This is a genomic window from Streptomyces sp. ISL-96 (genome assembly GCF_018614035.1).
Taxonomy (GTDB): domain Bacteria; phylum Actinomycetota; class Actinomycetes; order Streptomycetales; family Streptomycetaceae; genus Streptomyces.
This window is the reverse complement of the sequence record NZ_JAGGPA010000048.1, coordinates 22,950-45,134: the sequence shown is the minus strand read 5'-3', so window position 1 is coordinate 45,134 and position 22,185 is coordinate 22,950. Positions and strand designations below refer to the sequence as shown.

Genomic DNA, 22,185 nt, shown 5'->3' with positions numbered 1-22,185 from the left:
AACCTCCACGCAGTCGCCGAACGCCGCTGGGTCATGGGGTGGTGTGCCGCACCGGCGCACCAGCACTCGGAGCCAGGTTCAGCGCCCGCGCCTCGGGGGCGAGGGAAGGTTTCAGCCGAGCGGCAGGTGGGACCCGGGTGGGGCCCGGACGTTCAGTAGACAACGGCTCTCGGCCGACCCGCAGCCGGCGGGCCCGGGGCCGGCCCGAAGGACACCGGGCCCCGATCCGCAGATCGCAGAAACGACTTGTCGCTTCCTCGGGAGACATCCGTGCAGGCGCGCCGACCACGCTCGCTATGGTGGGGCAACTGTGTACGGACATTAAGGGGAAGTAGTGAACGACGGCGGTCAGAGGCGTTACGGCCCGCTCGGCAGAACCTTGGTGATCATTCCGACCTACAACGAGGCCGAGAACATCAAGCCGATCGTCTCCCGGGTGCGTGCCGCGGTGCCCGACGCGCACGTCCTGGTCGCCGACGACAACAGCCCCGACGGCACCGGCAAGGTCGCCGACGAGATCGCGGCCGTCGACGACCAGGTCCACGTCCTGCACCGCAAGGGCAAGGAAGGGCTCGGCGCGGCCTATCTGGCGGGCTTCCGCTGGGGCATCGAGCACGACTACGGCGTACTCGTGGAGATGGACGCGGACGGCTCGCACCAGCCCGAGGAGCTTCCCCGCCTGCTGACCGCCCTCAAGGGCGCCGACCTGGTCCTCGGCTCGCGCTGGGTGCCGGGCGGACGCGTCGTCAACTGGCCCAAGCACCGGGAGATGCTCTCCCGCGGCGGCAGCACCTACTCGCGGATCCTGCTCGGCGTACCCATCCGCGACGTCACGGGCGGCTTCCGGGCCTTCCGCGCCCAGACGCTGGAAGGTCTCGGTCTGGAAGACGTGGCGTCCCAGGGGTACTGCTTCCAGGTCGACCTCGCCCGCCGCGCGGTCGAAGCCGGCTACAACGTCGTCGAAGTGCCCATCACCTTCGTCGAGCGGGAGCTGGGCGACAGCAAGATGAGCCGTGACATCGTCGTCGAGGCGCTGTGGCGCGTGACGGCCTGGGGCGTCGGCTCCCGGGCGAACAAGCTGCTGGGGCGCAAGCCCTCCTGACCGGACCTTTACGCCGTCCAGGCGCCCGTACAGGCACACTGGGGGCATGACGACCGGCTCACCGCCCCCGCCCCCGACCGTTCCCCAGCGTCCCAAGCGCTCGCGCGCACGCACGTTCGTACCTCTTGGCATCGCCGCCTGGCTGGTGCTCGAGATCTGGCTGCTGACCGTCGTGGCCGGCGCCGCAGGCGGCTTCACGGTCTTCCTGCTGCTGGTCGCGGGCTTCGTGCTCGGCGCCGTGGTCATCAAGCGGGCGGGCCGCCGGGCGTTCAAGAACCTCACCGAGACGCTTCAGCGGCAGCAGGCGGGCGAGACGTCCGCCCAGCGGCAGGGGAGCAGCGGCAATGGCTTCCTGATGCTCGGCGGCCTGCTGCTGATGCTGCCCGGGATGATCTCGGACGTGGCGGGGCTGCTGCTCCTCGTACCGCCCGTACGGTCGTTCCTCGGAAGGTACGCCGAGCGTTCCCTGGAACGCAGGATGAGCGCGGCCGGCGCCGGCAGACTGGGCGACGCCTTCCAGCAGGCTCGTATTCACCGCCCGGACGGCAAGGTCGTACAGGGTGAGGTCATCAGGGACGACGGCCCGCCCGCGGGGCGGCGCGACGACGGCCCGCGGCCGCCGCTGACGCCCTGAGTCCGGTTCCCCCGTTCCCATGGCATGACAAGAGCCGCGGGGGTGTGACACAGACTCGCTGTGTCACACCCCCGCGGCTCTTGCTGTCGTGCTGACTGCCGTCAGGCGCAACGCCGGAGCGTTACGCGGACTTGCGGCTGTCCCGCGGATGCACCGCGATGTTCATGGCGCCGGATCGCAGTACCGCGAGCCTTTCGGCCAGGACCTCTTCGAGCTCCTCGCGGGTGCGCCGTTCCATGAGCATGTCCCAGTGCGTACGCGCGGGCTTGCCCTTCTTCTCCTCAGGCCCGTCGCCGTCCACCAGGAGTGCCGTGGCGCCGCACGCCTTGCACTCCCACTCCGGCGGAATTTCGGCCTCTACCGAGAACGGCATCTCAAATCGATGTCCGTTCGGGCATGCGTACTCCACCGCCTGGCGCGGGGCCAGATCGATGCCGCGGTCGGTCTCGTAGCTTGTAACCACGAGTCGCGTGCCGCGGAGAGCTCGCTCACTCATGAATCGTGCCTCCCGGGCTTGTCGCCCACAGGACAGGTGTCGCTGTCGTCGTCATCCGGTCAACGTCCGGTCGGCGGTAAAGATTCCCGTTGCGGGTCATGCGTCGCCCGTCGTGCCGCTGCTTTTCCCAAAAAGTTGGGTACCCACCAGTGCCCGGTTTGTCACTTCTGGCAGCAGATGTCACCCAGCGTTGTCGATATCCGAGCGCGCAGTAACGGTCCGCCTGGCAGGCCAAAGGCGTACACTACCGGCCTTTCACTTCAAGGTCTAAATCCGCTCCGGTACGGGGTTTCCCGCAGCCTCCACAGCCTGCCGTACGGGCACCCGTACGAGGAGGGCGAATCCCAGTGCGAAGAAGGCCACGAGCGAGATGATCGCGTCCCGATAACTGCCGGTCAGCTGGTACGCGAGGCCGAAAACCAGTGGCCCCAGCCAGCTCATGCCCCGGTCGCTCATCTCGTACACCGAGAAGTACTCCGCCTCTTTGCCGCGCGGCACCAGATGCGAGAAGAGGGAGCGGGACAGGGCTTGGCTGCCGCCGAGAACCAGGCCGATGGCCGAGGCCAGGGCGTAGAACCAGACGGGCTCCCCGGCAGGCAGGAAGTAGCCCGCGCCGATCGTCAGTGTCCATGCGGCGAGCGAGCCGAGGATGGTGCGCTTGGCGCCGAACCGCTGGGCCAGCCGGCCCATGCCGAGCGCCCCCGCCACCGCGAGCACCTGGACGAGCAGGATGGCGGTGATGAGGGTCGTCTGGTCGAGACCCAGTTCCTCGGACCCGTAGACCGACGCCTGCGAGATCACTGTCTGGACGCCGTCGTTGTAGACCAGATAGGCCAGCAGGAAGGAGAGCGTCAGGGGATGGCGGCGCATGTCCTTGACGGTCGCGACCAGCTGCCGCCAGCCCGCGCCGACCCTGCCCGCGTCCTCCTCACCGCGCGCAGCCACCCGCCGGTCGCGCAGCCGGCGCAGCGGTACGAGCGTGAAGGCGCCCCACCACAGGCCCGCCGAGGCCAGACAGATCCGTACGGCCGTGGACTCCGAGACCCCGAAACTCTCGTGACCGGAATAGAGGACCAGGTTGAGGACGAGCACGAAGGCGCCGGAGGTGTAGCCGAACGCCCAGCCGCGCGAGGACACCCTGTCGCGCTCGTGCGGCTCCGCGATCTGGGGGAGATAGGCGTTGTAGAGCACCATCGAGACGGACTGGGCGGCGTTGGCGACGATCAGCAGGAACGCGCCCAGCAGATAGCGGTCCCCGTCCAGGAAGAACATGCCCGCCGTCGCGGCCGCTCCGGTGTACGCCGCCGCGGCGAGCAGCGGCTTCTTCCGGCCCGTACGGTCGGCCACCGCGCCCACCAGGGGCATGACCAGGACGGCCACCACGACGGACAGGGAGACGGCGTACGCGAACACCGATCCCGCCCGCACCGGGATGCCCAGCGGGTGGACGAAGCCGTCCGCGTCCGCCGCGGCCTTCGCGACCGTGGTCAGGTACGGGCCGAGGAAAACGGTGAGCACGCTCGTCGAGTAGACGGAGCACGCGAAATCGTAGAAGTACCAGCCGCGTTGTTCGCGCCTGCGGCCCGCCGCCCTGTCGGGGCCGCCCGCCTCGTCCGTGCCGTCCGTACGGTCCACGGTGCCAGCGCTCACCGCGCGCCCCCTCGCTCGTCCCCGTGCCGTCGCGGGTCACGGGGCGGACGCGGAGACCGGTCGGTCAAGCCGGTCAAAGCCAAGTACCCCGCTCCGTCAGCACCGTACGCAACGTCTCGATGTGATCCGTCATGATGCCATCCACACCGAGATCGAGAAGCGCTGCCATCCGGTCCGCATCGTTGACCGTCCACACGTGGACCTGCAGGCCGAGCGCGTGTGCGGTGCGTACGAAGCGGTGATCGACGACCCTGATGCCGTTCTGGACCTCCGGAACCTGGGCGCACACCGCGCTGCGGCGCATCGCGGCGGGTATGGAGCGCGCACGCAGCCACAGCCCCAGGACGCCCGCCGTACCGAAGGAAGTGGCGAGACGGGGACCCGCCAGGCGCTGAGCCCTGGCCACCCGGTTCTCGTTGAACGACCCGACGCACACCCGGTCCCACGCGCCGGTCCTGCGGATCAGGTCGACCAGCGGCCCGAGAGCCGGCTCGGCCTTGACATCGACGTTCCAGCGCGCGTCGGGAAACTCTTCCAGCAGCTCCTCGAAGAGGGGCAGTGGTTCCTTCCCCGCCACCAGGGCACGGCTGACGTCGTTCCAGGGAAGCGCCGAAATGCGGCCCCGCGCGTCCGTCACCCGGTCGAGGGTCGCGTCGTGGAACGCTACGAGACGGCCGTCCGCCGTGGCGTGCACGTCCGTCTCGAAGTAGCGGTATCCGGCCTCGTCGGCGCGCCGGAACGCCGCCGCTGTGTTCTCCAGGCCGTCGGCCGCTCCGCCGCGATGGGCGAAGGCGAGCGGCGCGGGATGGTCGAGATAGGGATGGCGTACGCGATTCACCGGGCGATTATCGCGGCTTGTGGTGTACCGGCGGCGACGACCGTACTGCGGGCGTCCGGCGCGGGGACGGCGAAGACGCGCAGGAAGAACTGGGCCAGCGGTCCGATGGCGAGGGCGTAGACGACGGTGCCCGCACCGAGCGAGCCGCCCAGGGCGAAGCCGGTGGCGACGACCGCCACTTCCAGGGTGGTGCGTACGAGCCGGATGGAGCGCCCGGTGACGCGGTTCAGTCCGGTCATCAGCCCGTCGCGCGGACCGGGACCGAACCGGGCGGCGATGTACAGGCCCGTCGCCGCGCCGTTCAGCACGATGCCCACGATCATCAGGGGGATCTGCGCGGCCAGGCCGTGCACGCCGGGTACGACCGCGAGCGTGCCGTCCATCGCGATGCCGATCACCACGACATTGGAGACGGTGCCGAGCCCCGGCCGCTGTTTGATCGGAATCCACAGCAACAGCACCACGGCGCCGACGATGATCGAGACCACGCCGATCGTCAGCCCGGTCTTCGCGGCGAGGCCCTGGTGCAGCACTCCCCATGGTTCGAGCCCCAGGCCGGCGCGCACCAGCACCGCCGAACTCACTCCGTACAGCACGAGACCGATGTACAGCTGCGACAGCCGACGGGTGAGTTGCCTGGACACATGCGCTCCTCGACTGGAAGTGGTGGCGTTACTGGACCGCCGCATGACACTCTGTGGCTTGGCAGGAGATGCCATCCATGGCCAATTCGAGTTAGGTGGACTGGAAATTATGGCGCAGTGGACTTCGGCGGTGGGGGCAGCTCAGCTCGCCAGGCAGCTCAACGCCCAGCAGCCGCGCCCGGCCGGCCCCGGCACGCGCAAGCCGCCGGCCTACCGCGCCCTCGCCGACGGCATAAGGCTGCTGGTTCTCGAAGGCCGGGTGCCGGTCGCCGCGCGGCTTCCCGCCGAGCGCGAGCTGGCGGTGGCCCTGGCCGTCAGCCGTACGACCGTGGCCGCGGCGTACGAGGCCCTGCGCGCCGAGGGCTTCCTGGAGTCGCGCAGGGGAGCCGGCAGCTGGACCGCCGTTCCCGCGGGCAACCCGCTGCCCGCACGCGGCCTCGAACCCCTGCCGCCCGAATCCCTCGGTTCGGTGATCGACCTGGGCTGCGCCGCGCTGCCCGCGCCCGAGCCGTGGCTCACCAGAGGCGTCCAGGGCGCGCTGGAGGAGCTGCCGCCGTACGCGCACACCCACGGCGACTACCCGGCGGGCCTGCCCGCCCTGCGTCAGATGCTCGCCGACCGGTACACGGCGCGCGGCATTCCCACCATGCCCGAGCAGATCATGGTCACCACGGGGGCGATGGGCGCGATCGACGCGATCTGCCATCTCTTCGCGGGGCGCGGCGAACGGATCGCCGTCGAGTCACCGTCGTACGCCAACATCCTTCAGCTGATGCGCGAGGCGGGCGCCCGGCTCGTTCCCGTAGCGATGGCCGAGGGGCTCACCGGCTGGGATCTGCCGCGCTGGCGACAGGTCCTGCGCGACGCCGCCCCTCGACTCGCGTACGTCGTCGCCGACTTCCACAATCCGACCGGCGCGCTGGCCGACGAGGACCAGCGGCGCGGGCTCGTCGACGCGGCGCGCTCGGCCGGGACCGTACTCGTGGTGGACGAGACCATGACCGAGCTGTATCTGGACGCGGATGTCGACATGCCGCGGCCGGTCTGCGCCTTCGACCCGTCGGGCAGCACGGTCCTGACGGTGGGCTCCGCGAGCAAGGCCTTCTGGGCGGGCATGCGCATCGGCTGGGTGCGGGCGGCGCCCGATGTGATCCGCAGCCTCGTGGCTGCACGCGCGTACGCGGACCTCGGTACGCCCGTCCTGGAACAGCTCGCCATCAACTGGCTGATGAGCACGGGCGGCTGGGAACAGGCCGTCGAGATCCGTCGCACCCAGGCACGCGAGAACCGCGACGCGCTGGTGGCGGCGGTGCGCAGGGAGCTGCCGGACTGGGAGTTCGACGTACCGAGCGGAGGGCTGACGCTCTGGGTCCGTACCGGAGGCCTGTCGGGTTCGCGGCTCGCCGAGATGGGTGAGCGCGTCGGTGTACGGGTCCCTTCCGGGCCGCGCTTCGGGGTCGACGGGGCCTTCGAGGGGTACGTGCGGCTGCCGTTCACTGTCGGCGGCCCGGTGGCGGACGAGGCCGCGGTGCGGCTCGCGGCGGCCGCGAGGCTGGTCGAGAGCGGAGTGAGCAACGGCGCCGAGGCCCCGCGGACGTTTGTCGCCTGACGGGGTGTCGGGCCCTTCCTGAACGCTCCCTTGTCAGCCCTCGGCCGGCACCGGCTCCGGTTCCTGCGCAGGGGGCTGGATCCGGGGCTGTACCCCGGTGTCTCCACCCGTGGGAAGAACGAGCTCGGGAAGCAGCTCGATGACGGCCTGCCGGTGTGCCTCGCTCGTCGCGTCGTCGTACGGATCGGGCGTCGCCGGAACCTGGAGCCGCATCACGGGACCCGTACCGAGCCGTACGTAACCGCGGCCCGGCGGGGTGTCGCGTGTGGGTGTGGTGTGCGGCGGTTCCCCCAGCACGAATTCGATCTGCCCGGGAACGGCCGCACCGAGCGCCACGCGCGCGCGTGTGTGGGACCGTACGGTCTCGCTGAGAGCGTCCATGGCGTCGAACTGCTCGGCCACCACGACGGTCACATTCGCCGCCCTGCCGTGCCGCAGTGGCACCTGGAGCAGTTGCTGGGGATCGGTGCGCCCGTCGGCGGCCGCCAGATGACCGAACACACTCGGCCGGTCCAGCAGGATCCACAGCGGGCGTTTCGTGTCTTCCGGGGTGGGGTGCCCGGCCTGCCGGGCGCGGTTCGCGGCGATCAGCCGCCGCTCGGTCTCGTGCGCGGCCCATTCCAGGCTTGCGAGCGCTCCCGGGAGGCTGCATTCGACCGCCAGGACGCCGCTCCTTCCCGTGAGGCACGCGTACTCGCCGGTGCCGCTGCCTTCGACGATCACCACGTCGCCGTGCTGAAGGGCCTGCAGAGCGATCGAGCGCAGCAGGCTGCTCGTGCCGCTTCCGGGCTGCCCCACGGCGAGCAGATGCGGTTCTGTGGAACGCGTCCCCGTCCGCCAGATCACCGGAGGGGCGTCGTACGTCCTGTCGCCCTCCATGACGGGCACGGTCCGCTGCACCGCGTCGGCGTCGGTGAAGCCCAGCACCGTCTCGCCGGGCGCGGTGACGAAACGCTGGGCGGCGATGGACGTGGGCAGCGGGGGCAGCACCGTCATGACGAGCTGGTTGCCCTCCTCGTCCCACTCGAAGTGGTACTCGCGGCCGCGGCCCGACTTGGCGTGCAACAACTGCTCGATGCGCGCGCGGGACGAGGCCTCGCCATCGGTGAAGTACGCCGGGTAGCGCACCAGGAGACGGACGAGCCGGCCGTCGTCGAAGTCGTACTCGGGGAACGCCTTGTCCCATTCACCGCCGTGGGTGAACAGCGGGCTGGGGTGCTCGGCCACCGAGAAGTACGGCACCAGGGCCTCGTAGAGGGCCCTGAGCCGGTCGCTCTCGGCCTCGGTGGGGCCGCTCTGCGCGGCGGTGCGTTCCCGTCCTTTCCAGGCGGCCGCGGCCATCACCGTGATCAGGGCGAGCAGCGGCCCGTACGGGATGAGCGCGACCACCAGGACAACGGCCGCCACCACGAACAGCGCGGGACCACGCCTGTCCTTGGGCGTATCGGTCCATTTGCGCCGGCCGGCGGCGGCCAGCTGCCGCAGACCACGGGTGATGGTGATCAGCGGGTGGAGAACGTCGGTGGCGCTGTCGGCTGCGGTGCGCGCGATCTCGCGGCTGCGGGTGATCGAGGCACTGCCGCTGCTCAGAATGCGAGGGAGTTGACGAGGTCGCCGGGCCACTTCGGTCTCCTGGGGGTGTTGAGCGGTTACGGCAGGTCAGAGCTTGATCCCGCCCAGAAGACCGGCGAGGCTCGCGCCTCCGGCCTTGATGCTCGGTGCAATGGCTGTGCCCGCGAGGTAGAAGCCGAACAGTGCGCAGACGAGGGCGTGCGACGCCTTGAGGCCGTCTTTCCGGAAGAAGAGAAAGACGATGATGCCGAGAAGCACGACGCCTGAGATGGACAGGATCATGAGGTTCTCCTGGTTGAGGGGACAGTCACCATGAGTTCTTCCAGGCTCACAGGATGTATCTATACGGCAAAAGGTGCAAATGGGTTACTTTTCAGGTTTTTCACTGGAGTGGCCGATGTGGCTCGCTTCGGGTCGGCTCGCCCTGATCTTTGCCGCCGCCGGGCCGCGTCATGTCGGCGAGCGGGCAGTACCCTGACGATTCACTCGTTCGGCGCTGGTGCCGTACGTACAGGTCACAGCAGTGAACGGCAGTGGAAGGCGGTCCGTCCGATGAGCGAAACCCCGGATCCCGAGGTGGTCGAACTGGCCGGCAAGGTCTTCGACCTGGCGCGCCAGGGAGAGACCGAGGCGCTCGCCGCGTACGTCGACGCGGGCGTGCCCGCGAACCTCACCAACGACCGGGGCGACACCCTCGTGATGCTCGCCGCCTATCACGGCCACGCCGCCGCCGTGGAGGCCCTGTTGAGCCGTGGGGCCGACCCCGACCGGGCCAACGACCGCGGCCAGACGCCGCTCGCCGGCGCGGTCTTCAAGGGCGAGGAAGCGGTGGCCCGCGCCCTGGTCGAGGGAGGCGCCGACCCGGCCGCCGGAACGCCGTCCGCGGTGGACACCGCCCGCATGTTCGACAAGAAGAACCTGCTGGAGCTCTTCGGGGCCCAGTGACCGGGTCGCCGTAAATGTGGTCGCGTCGGCGAAATGGCTGGGTCATCATGACGTCGGATTCACATGCACGTGATGCGGGCAGAAGTTGCCGGATCACGGGGAATGTGAGCGGGCCCACTCCGGGCCACCGACGAGAGGCAGAGGAAGATGGTCTACAGCGAGCAAGAGTCGACGGCGTACGCCCGGACATGTTGCCGCGCGGCCTAGACACGGCACGTATCCCGGTTGCGTCGACAGCTTGATGTGAGGCTTTTTTCCATGTTCGATCCAGTCATAGCGCCGAGCGGTACGCTGCTCGGCCTCCTGCAGAGGGGCCGCGGCGACGGCACACTGCACGCGCTCGCCGCGCCCCGCCCCGAAGCGCTCGCGGCTCTCAACCACTGCGTTCTCGACGACCCCCGCCACGACTGGCAGGTCGAGAACCGCTCGCTCTACTACGCGCGCCTTTACCTGGATCTCAACGGCGGGCTCGAAGCGATCGAGCAACACCTCTTCGACCCGGAGGACCTCGTCGACGACGACGAGGGCAGGACCGGCCTGGCGCTCGCCGTGCTGGGCCACCTCGCCTCGTACGGCAGGGACGACGCTCTCGTACTGCTGCGCAGGTACGCCAGGACCGGCGCCAACTGGGCGTGGGCCCTCGACGAGCTCGCCCTGCGCGACGACGACGCCGGACTGCGCGGCCTCGCCGCGGCCGTCCTCGCCCGGTTCCCCGGCACCCCGGAGGGCGAGGCCGAGCTGTCCGCCGCCGTACGGGACGCCTTCGAGCCGCGACCCTGGCGGCTGTGGTCCGAGGACCCGCGCGAAAGCATCGGTGCCCGCGTGCGGGCGGCCGGTGAACAGGGCTCCTTCCACCGCTGGCAGCGGCAGATGCGGCCGACGGGGCCACGCCCCGGCTGGAGCGTCCAGGCCGTGTTCGACTGGGCCCAGCAGGGCCTCGACCGCGGTACGCCGCTCCATGTGCCGGCCGCCAGGTGTCTGACCGCCGTTGCCGGACCCGCGGACCGGTCCGCCATCGTCGAGACCGCGCGCGGCGGCCAGGACGGCGCGCGCTGCACAGCGCTGCACTACCTCGCCGAAGCGCGGGACCCCGTCGTGCTCGACCTCATCGAAGCGGCGGCGCAGAGCCCTTCCCGTACCGTCGCGGACGCCGCGGTCGCCGCCTTCGAGCGGATGTGCGGCGCCGACGCGGTGGACCGCGCGCGGGGCTGGGTGCATCGGCCCGACGCCCTCGGTGCGTCGGCGGCCGGCGTGCTCGCCTGCCGGGGCGCGGCGCAGGACGCCCCGCTCGTGCTCGGTGCACTGCGGGAGACCGTACGGGCGGACGGGCCGGACGCACCGCTCCTGTGGAACCTCGTGGACGGGGCGGGGCGACTCGGCATCTGCGCCGCGGCGCCCGTACTGCGCCACGTCTACCGGGAGACGGCCTCCTCGCACCTGCGCGGCCGCGCGGCGCGCGCCCTGGCCGCCACCGACCCCTCGTACGCCACCGGCTTCGCTGTCGAGTGCCTGTGGGACTGCGAGGAAACGACCAGAGAAGTGGCCGCGCGGCATGCCGAGACCGGCGACGCGCGCGTGGCGGAGCGACTGCGGCGGCTCGCCGCCGACCCGGCCGAGGAGGCCGAGGTCCAGACCGCCGTACGCAGCAGGATCGGGCCGGACGCGCCCGCTGTCTGAGCGGGCGAGAGGGCGGCGCGTGGCGGGCACGGGGGCCAGCCGCTCGCAGGACGTTCCACGCCCGCATCGTCCACCGACATGACGCCGGAAGCCCAGCCGGCCCCGTGGACGCGGTTGGGGTGTGTCCTGAGCTCCCCCAAAACCACCCAGCCCGTCCGGCGTTTGAGGACCGGGGTCTGGGGCGGAGCCCCAGTTACGGGAAGGGGCGGGGTGGGGAAAGGACTCTCCGGACCCGGCCCGGCCCCGGCCCCGAGCGCGCCATGCGGTTCGCGGCATCGGGGGACTCCTCCGAAGGGCTCGCGACCGGCGCGCCACCGGGGCACGAACCCGAGCAACCCCCGCCCCTTGCCAGAATGGGGAAATGAGCGGGCGCTGGGAATTCTGGATCGACCGTGGCGGCACCTTCACCGACGTAGTGGGACGACGGCCCGACGGGCGGCTCGTCACCCGCAAACTGCTCTCGCACAACCCGGAGCGCTACCGGGACGCGGCCGTCGCCGGAATCCGGCTGATGCTGGAGCTCGGGCCCGACGACCCGGTCCCGGCCGACCGGATCAACACCGTGAAGATGGGCACGACGGTCGCCACCAACGCGCTCCTGGAGCGGCGCGGGGAGCCGACCGTACTGGTCATCACCGAAGGCTTCAAAGACGCCCTGCGCATCGCCTACCAGAACCGCCCCCGCCTCTTCGACCGCCACATCGTGCTGCCCGAGGCGGTGTACGAGCGTGTCGTGGAGGTCCCGGAACGGATCGACGCGCACGGAGTGACCGTACGGCCGCTGGACCTCGCGGCCGTCACCGAGAAACTGCGCTCCGCGCGGAGCGACGGTTTCCGCAGCGCCGCCGTCGTGCTGATGCACGGCTACCGTCATCCCGCGCACGAGTCCGCAGTCGCCGCCGTGGCGCGTGAACTCGGGTTCACCCAGGTGAGCTGTTCGCACGAGGTCAGCCCGCTGATCAAGCTGGTGCCGCGCGGTGACACGACCGTCGTGGACGCGTACCTCTCGCCGATCCTTCGCCGGTACGTCGACGAGGTCGCCGAGGAACTGCGAGGCGTGCGCCTGATGTTCATGCAGTCCAACGGCGGACTGCGCGAGGCCGCACACTTCCGCGGAAAGGACGCCGTGCTTTCGGGCCCCGCGGGTGGCGTCGTAGGAATGGCGCGTACATCCCAGCAGGCCGGGTTCGATCGTGTCATCGGCTTCGACATGGGCGGCACGTCCACCGATGTGTCGCACTACGCCGGCACGTTCGAAAGGGACTTCGGTACGCAGGTCGCGGGCGTACGCATGCGCGCTCCGATGATGAACATCCACACCGTCGCGGCGGGCGGCGGCTCGGTGCTGCACTTCGACGGCCAGCGCTACCGCGTCGGTCCCGACTCGGCGGGCGCCGTCCCTGGGCCCGCCTGCTACCGGCGCGGCGGCCCCCTCACGGTCACCGACGCCAATGTCATGCTCGGGCGCGTCCAGCCGGACCACTTCCCCGCCGTCTTCGGACCGCACGGCGACCAGCCCCTGGACGCCGGGACAGTGCACCGCCGGTTCGCGCGGCTCGCCGACGACGTCGCGGAAGCGACCGGTGTACGGCGCAGCCCCGAGGAGGTCGCGTCGGGGTTCCTCGACATCGCTGTGCTCAACATGGCGAACGCCGTCAAGAAGATCTCCGTACAGCGTGGTCACGACATCACCCGCTACGCCCTCACCAGCTTCGGCGGCGCGGGCGGACAGCACGCGTGCGCGGTCGCCGACGCGCTGGGCGTCAACACGGTCGTCGTGCCGCCGCTGGCCGGCGTGCTTTCCGCGTACGGCATCGGGCTGGCCGACGCCACCGCCATGCGCGAGCAGTCGGTCGAGGCGCGCCTCGACGAGGGGACGCTCGGGCGCGTACGGGAACTGTGCGACCGGCTGGCCGGACGTACCCGCGAGGAACTGCGCGCCGACGGCATCGCGGACACGGCGATCAGCACCCACGCGCGCGTGCTGATCCGGTACGCAGGTACGGACTCGAGCCTCCCGGTGGCCCTGAGCAGCGTCCAGGACATGACCGAGTCCTTCGAAGCGGACCACCGCGCGCGGTACGCCTTCACCATGGACAAGCCGCTGGTGGTGGAAGCCGTCTCGGTCGAGGCCGTGGGCGTGGCGGGACCGAGCGTTCACGGGAACGTCACGCAAGGGCGCACGCACACGGGAACATTGAGGCCCCGTTCGACGGTACGGATGTTCACCGAGGGGCGCCGGCAGGACACCCCGCTGTACCGGCGCGACGACCTGCGGCTCACAGACACCGTCGAAGGACCCGCCGTCATCGCCGAGGACGACGCCACCACCGTCGTCGACCCCGGCTGGCAGGCGTCCGCCGGAGAACGGGGGCATCTGCTGCTCACGCGCGTGCGCCCGCGTCCCGGCACGACGGCGGTCGGCACGGACGTGGACCCCGTCATGCTGGAGGTGTTCAACAACCTCTTCATGGCCATCGCCGAGCAGATGGGCGTACGCCTCGAAAACACCGCCCACTCCGTCAACATCAAGGAGCGGCTGGACTTCTCCTGCGCACTCTTCGACGCGGACGGCAATCTCATCGCGAACGCCCCGCACATTCCCGTACACCTGGGTTCGATGGGGGAGTCCATCAAGGAGGTGCTGCGGCGCAATAAGGGGGCCATGCGCCCCGGGGACGTGTACGCCATCAACGACCCGTACCACGGCGGCACACACCTGCCCGACGTCACCGTGGTGACACCCGTATTCGACGCCGACGGCGGGCCGTTGCGCTTTCTGGTGGCCTCGCGCGGACACCATGCCGAGATCGGCGGCATCACCCCCGGCTCCATGCCCGCCTTCAGCCGTACCGTGCACGAAGAGGGGGTCCTTTTCGACAACTGGCTTCTCGTGAGGGACGGCAGGCTGCGTGAGGACGAGACGCGTCAACTGCTTGCCACCGCCGCGTACCCGTCGCGAGATCCGGACACCAACCTGGCCGACCTGCGCGCGCAGATCGCCGCCAACGAGAAGGGCATCGCCGAACTGCGGCGCATGGTGGACCAGTTCGGACTCGATGTGGTCCAGGCGTACATGCGGCACGTGCAGGACAACGCCGAGGAATCCGTGCGCCGTATCGTCGCCGGACTGCGGGACGGCGAGTACCGCTACGAGACGGACAGCGGAGCCGTCATCCAGGTCGCCCTGCGCGTGGACCGCGAGACACGCAGCGCGGTGCTGGATTTCACCGGTACGGCGCCTCAGCAGGCGGGGAACTTCAACGCCCCCAAGTCGGTGGTCATGGCGGCCGTTCTGTACGTCTTCAGGACGCTCGTCGCCGACGACATCCCTCTCAACAGTGGCTGCCTCGAACCGCTGGAGGTGCGGGTCCCTGAGGGCTCCATGCTCGCGCCCGCCTATCCGGCGGCGACCGTCGCGGGCAACGTTGAGACTTCGCAGGCGGTGACCGGCGCCCTGTACGCCGCGCTCGGCGTCCAGGCCGAGGGCTCGGGAACCATGAACAACGTCACTTTCGGCAATGACCGCGTGCAGTACTACGAGACCGTGGCGAGCGGCTCGGGGGCGGGCGACGGATTCGACGGGGCCGACGCCGTGCAGACCCATATGACCAACTCGCGCCTCACCGACCCCGAAGTGCTGGAGTGGCGTTACCCGGTGCGCCTGGACGGCTTCTCCGTACGGGAGGGCAGTGGGGGAGCCGGCCGGTGGCGGGGCGGCTGCGGGGTGGTGCGCAGGATCCGGTTCCTGGAACCCATGACGGTGGCGCTGCTCTCCGGCCACCGACGCGTCCCGCCGTACGGCATGGCGGGCGGCGGGCCCGGAGCGACCGGCAGCAACCTCGTCGAGCGCGCCGACGGTACGGTCACGCCGCTGGAGGGCTGCGACACGGCCGAAGTCGGGCCGGGGGACGTCCTGGTGATCCGGACGCCCGGCGGGGGCGGATACGGCGCCCCTGGCGGCTCCTGAGGGGTTCTGAGGGCTCTCAGCGCCTTCCCGCGGGGACGAAACGGATCGGCGTACCGGGCGCGGCCTGCGCCGCCGCGGCGAGACCGGACTCCTTGACCACCGCGATCACCGGATATCCGCCCGTGGTGGGGTGGTCGGCCAGGAAAACCACAGGACGCCCGTCCGGCGGCACCTGCACCGCGCCGAGCACCATGCCCTCGCTGGGAAGTTCACCGCACACGGCGCGCTCCAGAGGGGGGCCGTCCGTGCGCAGCCCGATGCGGTTGCTCTCGGAGGAGACCCGGTAGACCGCTGTGGCCAAGGTGTGCAGCGACCGTGCGGTGAACCAGTCCGTACGCGGTCCGGGACCGAACCGCAGCACCAGTTCGCGCGGGGGCCCCTGCCAGGGCACGGCATCGGCGTACACCGGTGTCCCCGTCTCGCCGCCCAGCGGCAGCACCGCACCGTCGGTCAGGGGCGCGGGACCCAGTCCGGACAGCAGATCGGTGGAGCGGCTGCCCAGCACGGGTTCGCAGGCGATCCCTCCGGCGAACGCGACATAGCTCCGTACACCGTCCGTCACCTGCCCCACCTCCAGTACCGCTCCCGCCGCCACGCGCACCGGTGCGCCCCAGGCGGCGGGGCGGCCGTCCACGGTGACCGGGCACGGCGCACCGGTGACTGCCACGGTCACGGCACAACGCGGCCGCAGCGCACAGCCGTTCAGAGTCGTCTCCAGGACGGCCGCCTCCGCGTGATTGCCCACCAGCCGGTTCGCGAGCTCGCTCGCGGGCCTGTCCAGCGCGCCCGAGCGCGGCACCCCCAGGTGAGCGTGACCGGACCGCCCCTGGTCCTGTACGGACGTCAGAGCACCCGCCCGTACCACCGCGAAAGCCCGGTCCGTCACAGCTCCTCCGGTACGAAGCGCACCCGCGCGCCCGGCGTGAGCAGAGCGGCGGGCACGCGCGCGTGGTCCCACAACACGGCCCGCGTGGAGCCGATGAGCTGCCAGCCACCGGGGGACGAGCGCGGGTACACCCCCGTGTACGCGCCGGCCAGGGCGACGGCGCCCGCCGGCACCGCTGTGCGCGGCGTGGCCCTGCGCGGCACGGCGTACCGCTCGGCGAGACCGGTCAGATAGCCGAACCCGGGAGCGAACCCGCAAAACGCCACCCGGAAGCCGGTCCCCGAATGGATCCGGCCCACCTCGCCGCGGGGCACGCCCCACAGCTCGGCCACCGCCGCGAGATCGGGACCGTCGTAACGCACCGGGATCTCGATCGCGCGCTGGACGCCGGGCGACAGCGGCGGAATCTCCCAGCCGGCCAGGTGCTCCGCGAAGCGCCCGGGATCGTCGAGGCCGTCGAGCAGCACGGTGCGCGCCGCGGGCACGATCTCCCGCACGGCGGGGAGCGTGCCCGCCGCCCGGCGCCGCAGCAGTTCCGCGTGGAGCGCCTCCACCTCCTCGCCGCTGCCGAGTTCCACCAGGAGAGCGCGGTCACCGGCGGGCAGTGCCCGCATGGTGCTCATACGAAGGCCTCCACCCGGACGCCCGCGGCCTCCAGACGTTCCCGTACGCGGCGGGCCAGGCCGACGGCTCCCGGAGTGTCACCGTGCAGGCACAGTGAGCGGGCACGCACGCCTACTGGGCGGCCGCAGTGCGAAGTGACGACGCCGAACCGGGCCATGGAGAGGGAGCGTTCAACGACCGTTCCCGGGTCCGTGACAACGGCGTTCTCCTGTCCGCGCGGAACCAGCGTCCCTTCCGGCGTGTACGCGCGATCCGCGAACGCCTCGGTGACGACCGGCAGCCCGGCCTTCGCGGCAATGTCCAGGAAGCGCGATCCGGGCAGTCCCAGGACCGGCCGTTCGCCGCCGGCGAGCAGTACACCGTCGACGACAGCGGTGGCCTGTTCCTCGTCGTGCACCACACGGTTGTAGAGCGCGCCGTGCGGTTTGACGTACGAGACGTGCGATCCGGCCGCTCGCGCGAACACCTCCAGTGCGCCTATCTGGTAGGCGACTTCGGCGGCGAGTTCGTCCGAAGGGACGTCCATAGAGCGCCGCCCGAAGCCGGCCAGATCGCGGTACGACACCTGGGCACCGATCCGCACCCCGCGCTCGGCCGCGAGGTCGCAGACGCGGCGCATGGTCGCCGCGTCACCGGCGTGGAAGCCGCAGGCGACGTTGGCGCTGGTGACGACGGACAGCAGCTGTTCGTCGTCGGTCAGCCGCCAGCGTCCGAAGCCCTCCCCGAGGTCGGCGTTGAGATCGATCGAAACCGAGGTCATGTACGGATCCGTCTCCTGTCAGGCCACGCGGAACTGTTCGTCGCGGGCATCGGTGATGAACATCTGGCCCGGTGCGTGGGTGATCGCGAAGGGCGGCCGTGAGGCCATGACCGCAGCCTGCAGTGTCACCCCGCACGCCCAGAACACGGGAATGTCGCCCGGCTGCGCGTCCACCGGATCGCCGAAGTCCGGCCGCCCGAGGTCCGCGATGCCGAGGCCGCCCGGCTCACCGCAGTGCACCGGACTGCCGTGTACGTCGGGCAGCAGGGCGCTCTCCCGGACCGCAGCGGCGAGATGGTCCGGGGGAACAGGGCGCATGGACACCACCATCGGGCCATGCAGCCGTCCCGCCGGACGGCACGGGCGGCTCGTCGTGTACATCGAGACATTGCGCCCCTGTTCGATGTGACGCATCGGCACACCGGCTTCCGACAGGGCCGTCTCGAAGGTGAAGCTGCACCCGATGAGGAAGGACACCAGATCCGTGCGCCAGTGGCCGGTCACCTCGGTGGGCTCGTCGACGAGTTCACCGTGCTGCCAGACCCGGTAGCCGGGCAGGTCGGTGCGCAGATCGGCGCCCGGTGCCAGCGGCGTGCTCCAGGACCCGGCGTCGGTCACGTCCAGCACCGGGCAGGGCTTCGGATTGTGCTGGCAGAAGAGCAGCACTTCGTACGCCCAGTCCGCGGGCACCGACAGGAGGTTCGCCTGCGCGTGTCCGGGCGCCCAGCCGGCGGTGGTCGACCTGGTCCCCGCACGGAACAGCTCGCGCGCTTCCCGGGAGCTCTCGCCCGTCGTTCCCCTGTGCGTCGCCGTGACGTTCACTGGAGCTCCCTTCCGCGCGTCTCGGGCAGCCCGAACAGTGCCAGTACGGCGAGCCCGTAACCGACCGCGCCGAAGATCAGCGCCCCTCCGACTCCCCAGCTGCCCGCCAGGAAGCCGACGAGGGTCGGGAAGAACGCGCCCACGGCACGGCCCGTGTTGTACGTGAACCCCTGACCGGTCCCGCGAACCGCCGTCGGATAGAGCTCACTGAGGAACGAACCGAAACCGCTGAAAATGGCCGACATACAGAACCCCAGGGGGAAGCCCAGGACGAGCACCACACTGTTCGCCCCGGAGGGGATGTTCGTGTAGGCGGCGATGCAGGCCGCCGACAGGAACGCGAAGAGCGCGATGTTCTTCTTGCGGCCCAGTTTGTCGGTGAGGTAGCCACCCGTGAGGTAGCCGATGAAGGCACCCGAGATGAGGAACGTCAGATAGCCGCCCGTGCCGACGACGGTAAGCCCACGCTCCGTCTTGAGGTAGGTGGGCACCCACGTGGCGAGCGTGTAATAGCCGCCCTGCACACCGGTGGAGAGCAGTACTGCGAAGAGTGTGGTGCGCAGCAGGTCCTTCTTGAAGATGGCCGTGAAGGAGCCCTTGTCGCTGCTCGCGAGACGCCGCTGTGTCGCTTCCGGTGCGTCGCTGACGTGGCGGCGTACCCAGATCACCAGAAGCGCCGGAAGAGCGCCGGTCCAGAACATCACGCGCCAGGCCGTGTCCGGGTCCAGGAACTGGAAGACCACCGTGTAGACGATGACCGCGAGCGCCCAGCCGATCGCCCAGGAACTCTGGATGGCGCCGAGCGTACGGCCGCGGTGCTTGGCCGAGGAGTACTCGGCGACCAGGATCGCGCCGACCGCCCACTCGCCGCCGAAACCGAGCCCCTGGAGCGCGCGGAAGACAAGCAGCGTCTCGTAGTTGGGTGCGAACCCGCACAGGACGGTGAACAGCGCGTACGTGATCACCGTGATCATCAGCGCCTTCACCCGGCCTATGCGGTCGGCGGCGATGCCCGCGATGGCGCCGCCGATCGCGGAGACGACCAGAGTGACGGTCGTGAGGAGGCCGGTCTGCCCTGTGCTGAGGCTGAAGTACGCGGAGATCGCGACCATGCTCAGCGGCAGGGTGAAGAAGTCGTAGGAGTCGAGGGCGTATCCGCCGAACGCTCCGCCGAAGGCGCGGCGGCCGCGCGGTCCAAGCGCGCGCAGCCAGGCTAACGCACCGCTGTCGTCAGGGAGTTCGTCCTGTTTCGGCTGTGCCTGAGTGGTACTCATCTGCACCTCGCAGCAGGGAGGAGGGTGGAGGAGTGCGCTGGAGACCGTGCGGTGACGCCAAGGTAGGGGATTGTTGAACGATCCGACAAGAGTCATGTCGGGTCGTTCTTGCTTCTACGATGAACACCGCGCGCCCGGCGATAGCGGCCGGTGCGGGGAGCTGAGGGAGAGAGGCGCTGTGAGGACCACGGAGTCCGAGGCCGGCGGGCTGGCCGACGACCGCCCGCTGCTGGGCCGCACCAGCACGGCGGAGCGAGTCGCGGACATCCTCCGCACCCGCATCGCCGAGGGCTACTTCCCGCCGGGGGAGCGCCTTTCGGAGGACAGCATCGGCAAGGCGCTCGGCGTCTCGCGCAACACGCTGCGCGAGGCGTTCCGGCTGCTGACCCACGAGCGGCTGCTCGTTCACCAGCTCAACCGCGGAGTCTTCGTCCGTGTCCTCGCCGTAGAGGACGTAGAGGACATTTACCGCATCAGGCGACTGATCGAATGCGCTGTCGTCCGCGGACTCGGCACGCCGCCCTTCCCTCTCGACGGCCTCGACAAGGCCGTCCGCAACGGCGAGCGGGCCGCGGCTCAAGGGGAGTGGAAGGGTGTATCGACGGCCAACATCCACTTCCACCGCGAACTCGTCGCCCTCGCCGCCAGCCCGCGCACCGACGAGCTGATGCGCAGCGTCCTGGCCGAACTGCGCCTCGCGTTCCACGTGGTGGCCGATCCGCGTCAGCTGCACGAGCCTTATCTCGTACGGAATCGGCAGATTCTGGAATGTCTGCGCACGGGCGACAATACGGCCGGCGAAAGGTTGCTCGCCGGCTATCTCGACGACTCGCGCACTCAGCTCGTCGAGGTGTACGCACGCCACATCGAGACCGGGAACTGGGAGACATGAGGGGCTTGTCGCCCCGCTGACCCGGTCCTGCGCGTGCGGTCGCTTCTGCGCCGTTTCGACCGTTGTCAGTGCGAGGACCTAATCTGTGCCACGTGACTTCGCCTGCATCGACGGAATTCGTTCCGCCCCAGCTCAGCGCGGGGCCGCGGCCCGCACAGGGCCCGGCCGCCGACGAGGGGCTCGCGCGGCGGCTCCGCGCGCTCGCCTGCACGGCGCCGCTGCACGATCTCGACGTACGCAAGGCGAATCTCGCGGGTGAGTACTCGGGCTACGCGATGGCGGAAATCGCGCTCGCCGCGATCGACCTGGTCACACTCAACATGGACTTCGACACGGGCGCAGACCACGAGCAGATAGTGGCCAGGCTGCTTCCGCGCGTCGCCGCCCAGGCGCCGCGCCGCCCGCTCGCCGAGCATGAGCGCGTCGCCCGCTGGGTGCTGGAGAACCTGATCAACGTCGGAAGCGTGGACCGCGGCTTCCGTGCGGTTTATGGCACTTTCGGCCCCGACGGTGCTTATGTGCGCAGGGACTACGACTTCAAGCTCATCGAGGAGGTTCCCGGGTACGGCGGCAACGTCTATCTGCGGACCACCGACGAGGCGGTCAACGTCCTCGTCGGCGCCCTCGACACGGACGTTACCAGCGCGCAGATCGCCGCCGAGGTCAAGCTCGAAGTCCTGATCAGCCGGGGCCGGCTCGCCGACGCCCAGCTCGCCGCCGAACAGGCCCGCTACCGGACCGTGCAGTACGCCGAGACGCTCCGCAGGACACTGGAGGCGACCCGGCGCAACGTGCGCGCCGTCGACTGGCTCAACTCCGTGCCCGACATGATCGCCGAGGCGCTCGACCACGTCGCCGACCGGTACCGGCACGAGAACGCGATCCTCACCAACATCCGCAAGGCGCGCGACGAGGCCGAAGAGCCGGAGCACAAGCGACGCGCGGCCGAGCTCGTCGACATCGTCAAGGACTGCATCCGCAGGCACACGCAGCTCCAGTCCCGGCTGCTGGACGCGGGACCGCTGTTCCGCGCGGAGCAGGACCGCCAGGCCTTCGCCGCGCCCACGGCGCGGACGGGACTCGACCTGTACGGCCAGCTCGTCGCACCGCTGCTGCCCCTGCCGGTCGAGCAGGCGATCCGGGTCACCGACGCCTTCTTCGCGCGCGGCACCGGGCTGCGCACGCCCGTGTCGGTACGCGTCGGGGACCTCGTCGACATACTGCTGACGCCGCCGGTGGAGCGGGATCATCTGGGCGCCGAGATGGAGGAGCCCGACCTGATCGCCACCCCCGACGACAGCCGGTTCAGCGAGGAACAGCTGGCGAGCGCGATGGAGCTGCTCGACCTGCCGCACGACGCGCCGCGCAGGCTGTCCGGGCTGCTGGCCGAGGCACGTGACCGCGACCCGGAGCTTCCGTACCTCGTCGCGCTGCTCGCGGTCCACGCGGCGAGCCCGCCGGTCGGCACGGCGTACCGGCAGGGCGAGAAGCGGTTGCTGTTCGCGGTTGACGACGGTACCGAGCTCGACGACCCGGAGTTCGGCGGCGCCGACCTGATAGTGGGCATGGCCCTGTTGGACGCCGCCGGGATGACCGCGGACCGGACGGAGGCGGCATGACCGCGACCGCCCCTGCGACAGCACACACCGGCGGCCCCGCGCCGCATTCCCGTGCGCCGCACGGGCGGCCGCCGGGTGGTGAAGGTGCTGCCCTTGCCGGGATTCCGGGCGCTCCACGCGCGGGGCGCGCCATCCCGTCCGTACCTGAAACCAAGAACTTCCGTACCGAGG

The 22,185-nt window shown here is 70.4% G+C and carries 19 protein-coding genes; 8 read left to right on the top strand and 11 right to left on the bottom strand.

Annotation, left to right across the window (positions count from 1 at the left end):
* Nucleotides 1-334: 334 nt before the first annotated feature.
* Together J7E96_RS27580 and fxsA are read left to right on the top strand one after the other, a co-directional pair.
* Nucleotides 335-1,102 (top strand): polyprenol monophosphomannose synthase, encoded by a 768-nt coding sequence (locus J7E96_RS27580; RefSeq protein ID WP_215134951.1) that lies wholly within the window; start codon nt 335-337, stop codon nt 1,100-1,102.
* A 46-nt stretch (nt 1,103-1,148) separates the two neighbouring features.
* Nucleotides 1,149-1,736 carry an FxsA family membrane protein gene (gene fxsA / locus J7E96_RS27575; protein ID WP_215134949.1) on the top strand — a complete coding sequence of 196 codons (588 nt, stop codon included), beginning with the start codon at nt 1,149-1,151 and terminating at the stop codon, nt 1,734-1,736.
* Between the two features lie 121 nt (nt 1,737-1,857).
* On the opposite strand, the gene J7E96_RS27570 is transcribed toward fxsA, so the two are convergent.
* The 4 genes from J7E96_RS27570 to J7E96_RS27555 all read right to left on the bottom strand — a co-directional run bounded on the left by J7E96_RS27570 (nt 1,858) and on the right by J7E96_RS27555 (nt 5,409).
* Nucleotides 1,858-2,232, bottom strand: coding sequence for an RNA polymerase-binding protein RbpA (locus J7E96_RS27570; protein WP_014044757.1), 375 nt, complete (start codon nt 2,230-2,232; stop codon nt 1,858-1,860).
* 267 nt (nt 2,233-2,499) lie between these two features.
* The gene (locus J7E96_RS27565) at nt 2,500-3,882 is read right to left on the bottom strand and encodes an MFS transporter (protein WP_215134947.1); all 1,383 of its coding nucleotides are present in this window, start codon (nt 3,880-3,882) and stop codon (nt 2,500-2,502) included.
* A gap of 73 nt (nt 3,883-3,955) precedes the next feature.
* Nucleotides 3,956-4,720: a glycerophosphodiester phosphodiesterase family protein gene (locus J7E96_RS27560; RefSeq protein WP_215134945.1), complete on the bottom strand. Its 765-nt coding sequence runs from the start codon at nt 4,718-4,720 to the stop codon at nt 3,956-3,958.
* Nucleotides 4,717-5,409, bottom strand: coding sequence for a YitT family protein (locus J7E96_RS27555; protein ID WP_215134943.1), 693 nt, complete (start codon nt 5,407-5,409; stop codon nt 4,717-4,719). Before J7E96_RS27555 ends, J7E96_RS27560 begins: the two co-directional genes overlap by 4 nt.
* Nucleotides 5,410-5,473: 64 nt before the next feature.
* Between J7E96_RS27555 and J7E96_RS27550 the strand changes: the two genes are divergently transcribed.
* Nucleotides 5,474-6,973: a PLP-dependent aminotransferase family protein gene (locus J7E96_RS27550; protein ID WP_215134941.1), complete on the top strand. Its 1,500-nt coding sequence runs from the start codon at nt 5,474-5,476 to the stop codon at nt 6,971-6,973.
* A gap of 33 nt (nt 6,974-7,006) precedes the next feature.
* On the opposite strand, the gene J7E96_RS27545 is transcribed toward J7E96_RS27550, so the two are convergent.
* Both J7E96_RS27545 and J7E96_RS27540 read right to left on the bottom strand, forming a co-directional pair.
* A complete protein-coding gene (locus tag J7E96_RS27545; RefSeq protein WP_215134939.1) occupies nt 7,007-8,596 on the bottom strand; it encodes a hypothetical protein in 1,590 nt (529 codons plus the stop codon).
* A gap of 36 nt (nt 8,597-8,632) precedes the next feature.
* Nucleotides 8,633-8,827, bottom strand: a complete 195-nt coding sequence (locus J7E96_RS27540) for a hypothetical protein (protein ID WP_215134937.1) — start codon at nt 8,825-8,827, stop codon at nt 8,633-8,635.
* 270 nt (nt 8,828-9,097) lie between these two features.
* Here J7E96_RS27540 and J7E96_RS27535 point away from each other — a divergent pair, with 270 nt between their 5' ends.
* From J7E96_RS27535 to J7E96_RS27525, 3 genes are all read left to right on the top strand, one after another.
* Nucleotides 9,098-9,490 (top strand): ankyrin repeat domain-containing protein, encoded by a 393-nt coding sequence (locus J7E96_RS27535; RefSeq protein ID WP_215134935.1) that lies wholly within the window; start codon nt 9,098-9,100, stop codon nt 9,488-9,490.
* A gap of 258 nt (nt 9,491-9,748) precedes the next feature.
* Nucleotides 9,749-11,167: a HEAT repeat domain-containing protein gene (locus J7E96_RS27530; protein WP_215134934.1), complete on the top strand. Its 1,419-nt coding sequence runs from the start codon at nt 9,749-9,751 to the stop codon at nt 11,165-11,167.
* 361 nt (nt 11,168-11,528) lie between these two features.
* Entirely contained in the window at nt 11,529-15,137 is a 3,609-nt protein-coding gene (locus J7E96_RS27525; protein ID WP_215134932.1) for a hydantoinase B/oxoprolinase family protein, read from the top strand.
* 16 nt (nt 15,138-15,153) lie between these two features.
* Here the strand turns inward: J7E96_RS27525 and J7E96_RS27520 are convergent, their stop codons facing one another.
* The 5 genes from J7E96_RS27520 to J7E96_RS27500 are packed head-to-tail and all read right to left on the bottom strand — an operon-like array spanning nt 15,154 to nt 19,503.
* On the bottom strand, nt 15,154-16,023 hold the full coding sequence (locus J7E96_RS27520) for a biotin-dependent carboxyltransferase family protein (RefSeq protein ID WP_215134930.1): 870 nt from the start codon (nt 16,021-16,023) through the stop codon (nt 15,154-15,156).
* A complete protein-coding gene (locus tag J7E96_RS27515) occupies nt 16,020-16,637 on the bottom strand; it encodes an allophanate hydrolase subunit 1 (protein ID WP_215135020.1) in 618 nt (205 codons plus the stop codon). Before J7E96_RS27515 ends, J7E96_RS27520 begins: the two co-directional genes overlap by 4 nt.
* 5 nt (nt 16,638-16,642) lie before the next feature.
* Nucleotides 16,643-17,407, bottom strand: a complete 765-nt coding sequence (locus J7E96_RS27510) for a LamB/YcsF family protein (protein ID WP_215134928.1) — start codon at nt 17,405-17,407, stop codon at nt 16,643-16,645.
* Between the two features lie 18 nt (nt 17,408-17,425).
* Complete coding sequence (locus J7E96_RS27505; protein WP_215134926.1) at nt 17,426-18,229, bottom strand: putative hydro-lyase; 804 nt, start codon at nt 18,227-18,229, stop codon at nt 17,426-17,428.
* Nucleotides 18,226-19,503 carry an MFS transporter gene (locus tag J7E96_RS27500; RefSeq protein WP_215134924.1) on the bottom strand — a complete coding sequence of 426 codons (1,278 nt, stop codon included), beginning with the start codon at nt 19,501-19,503 and terminating at the stop codon, nt 18,226-18,228. Before J7E96_RS27500 ends, J7E96_RS27505 begins: the two co-directional genes overlap by 4 nt.
* 178 nt (nt 19,504-19,681) lie before the next feature.
* Between J7E96_RS27500 and J7E96_RS27495 the strand changes: the two genes are divergently transcribed.
* Nucleotides 19,682-20,395: a GntR family transcriptional regulator gene (locus J7E96_RS27495; RefSeq protein ID WP_308296163.1), complete on the top strand. Its 714-nt coding sequence runs from the start codon at nt 19,682-19,684 to the stop codon at nt 20,393-20,395.
* 92 nt (nt 20,396-20,487) lie between these two features.
* A complete protein-coding gene (locus J7E96_RS27490; RefSeq protein ID WP_215134920.1) occupies nt 20,488-22,014 on the top strand; it encodes a hypothetical protein in 1,527 nt (508 codons plus the stop codon).
* The last annotated feature ends 171 nt before the right edge of the window (nt 22,015-22,185 follow it).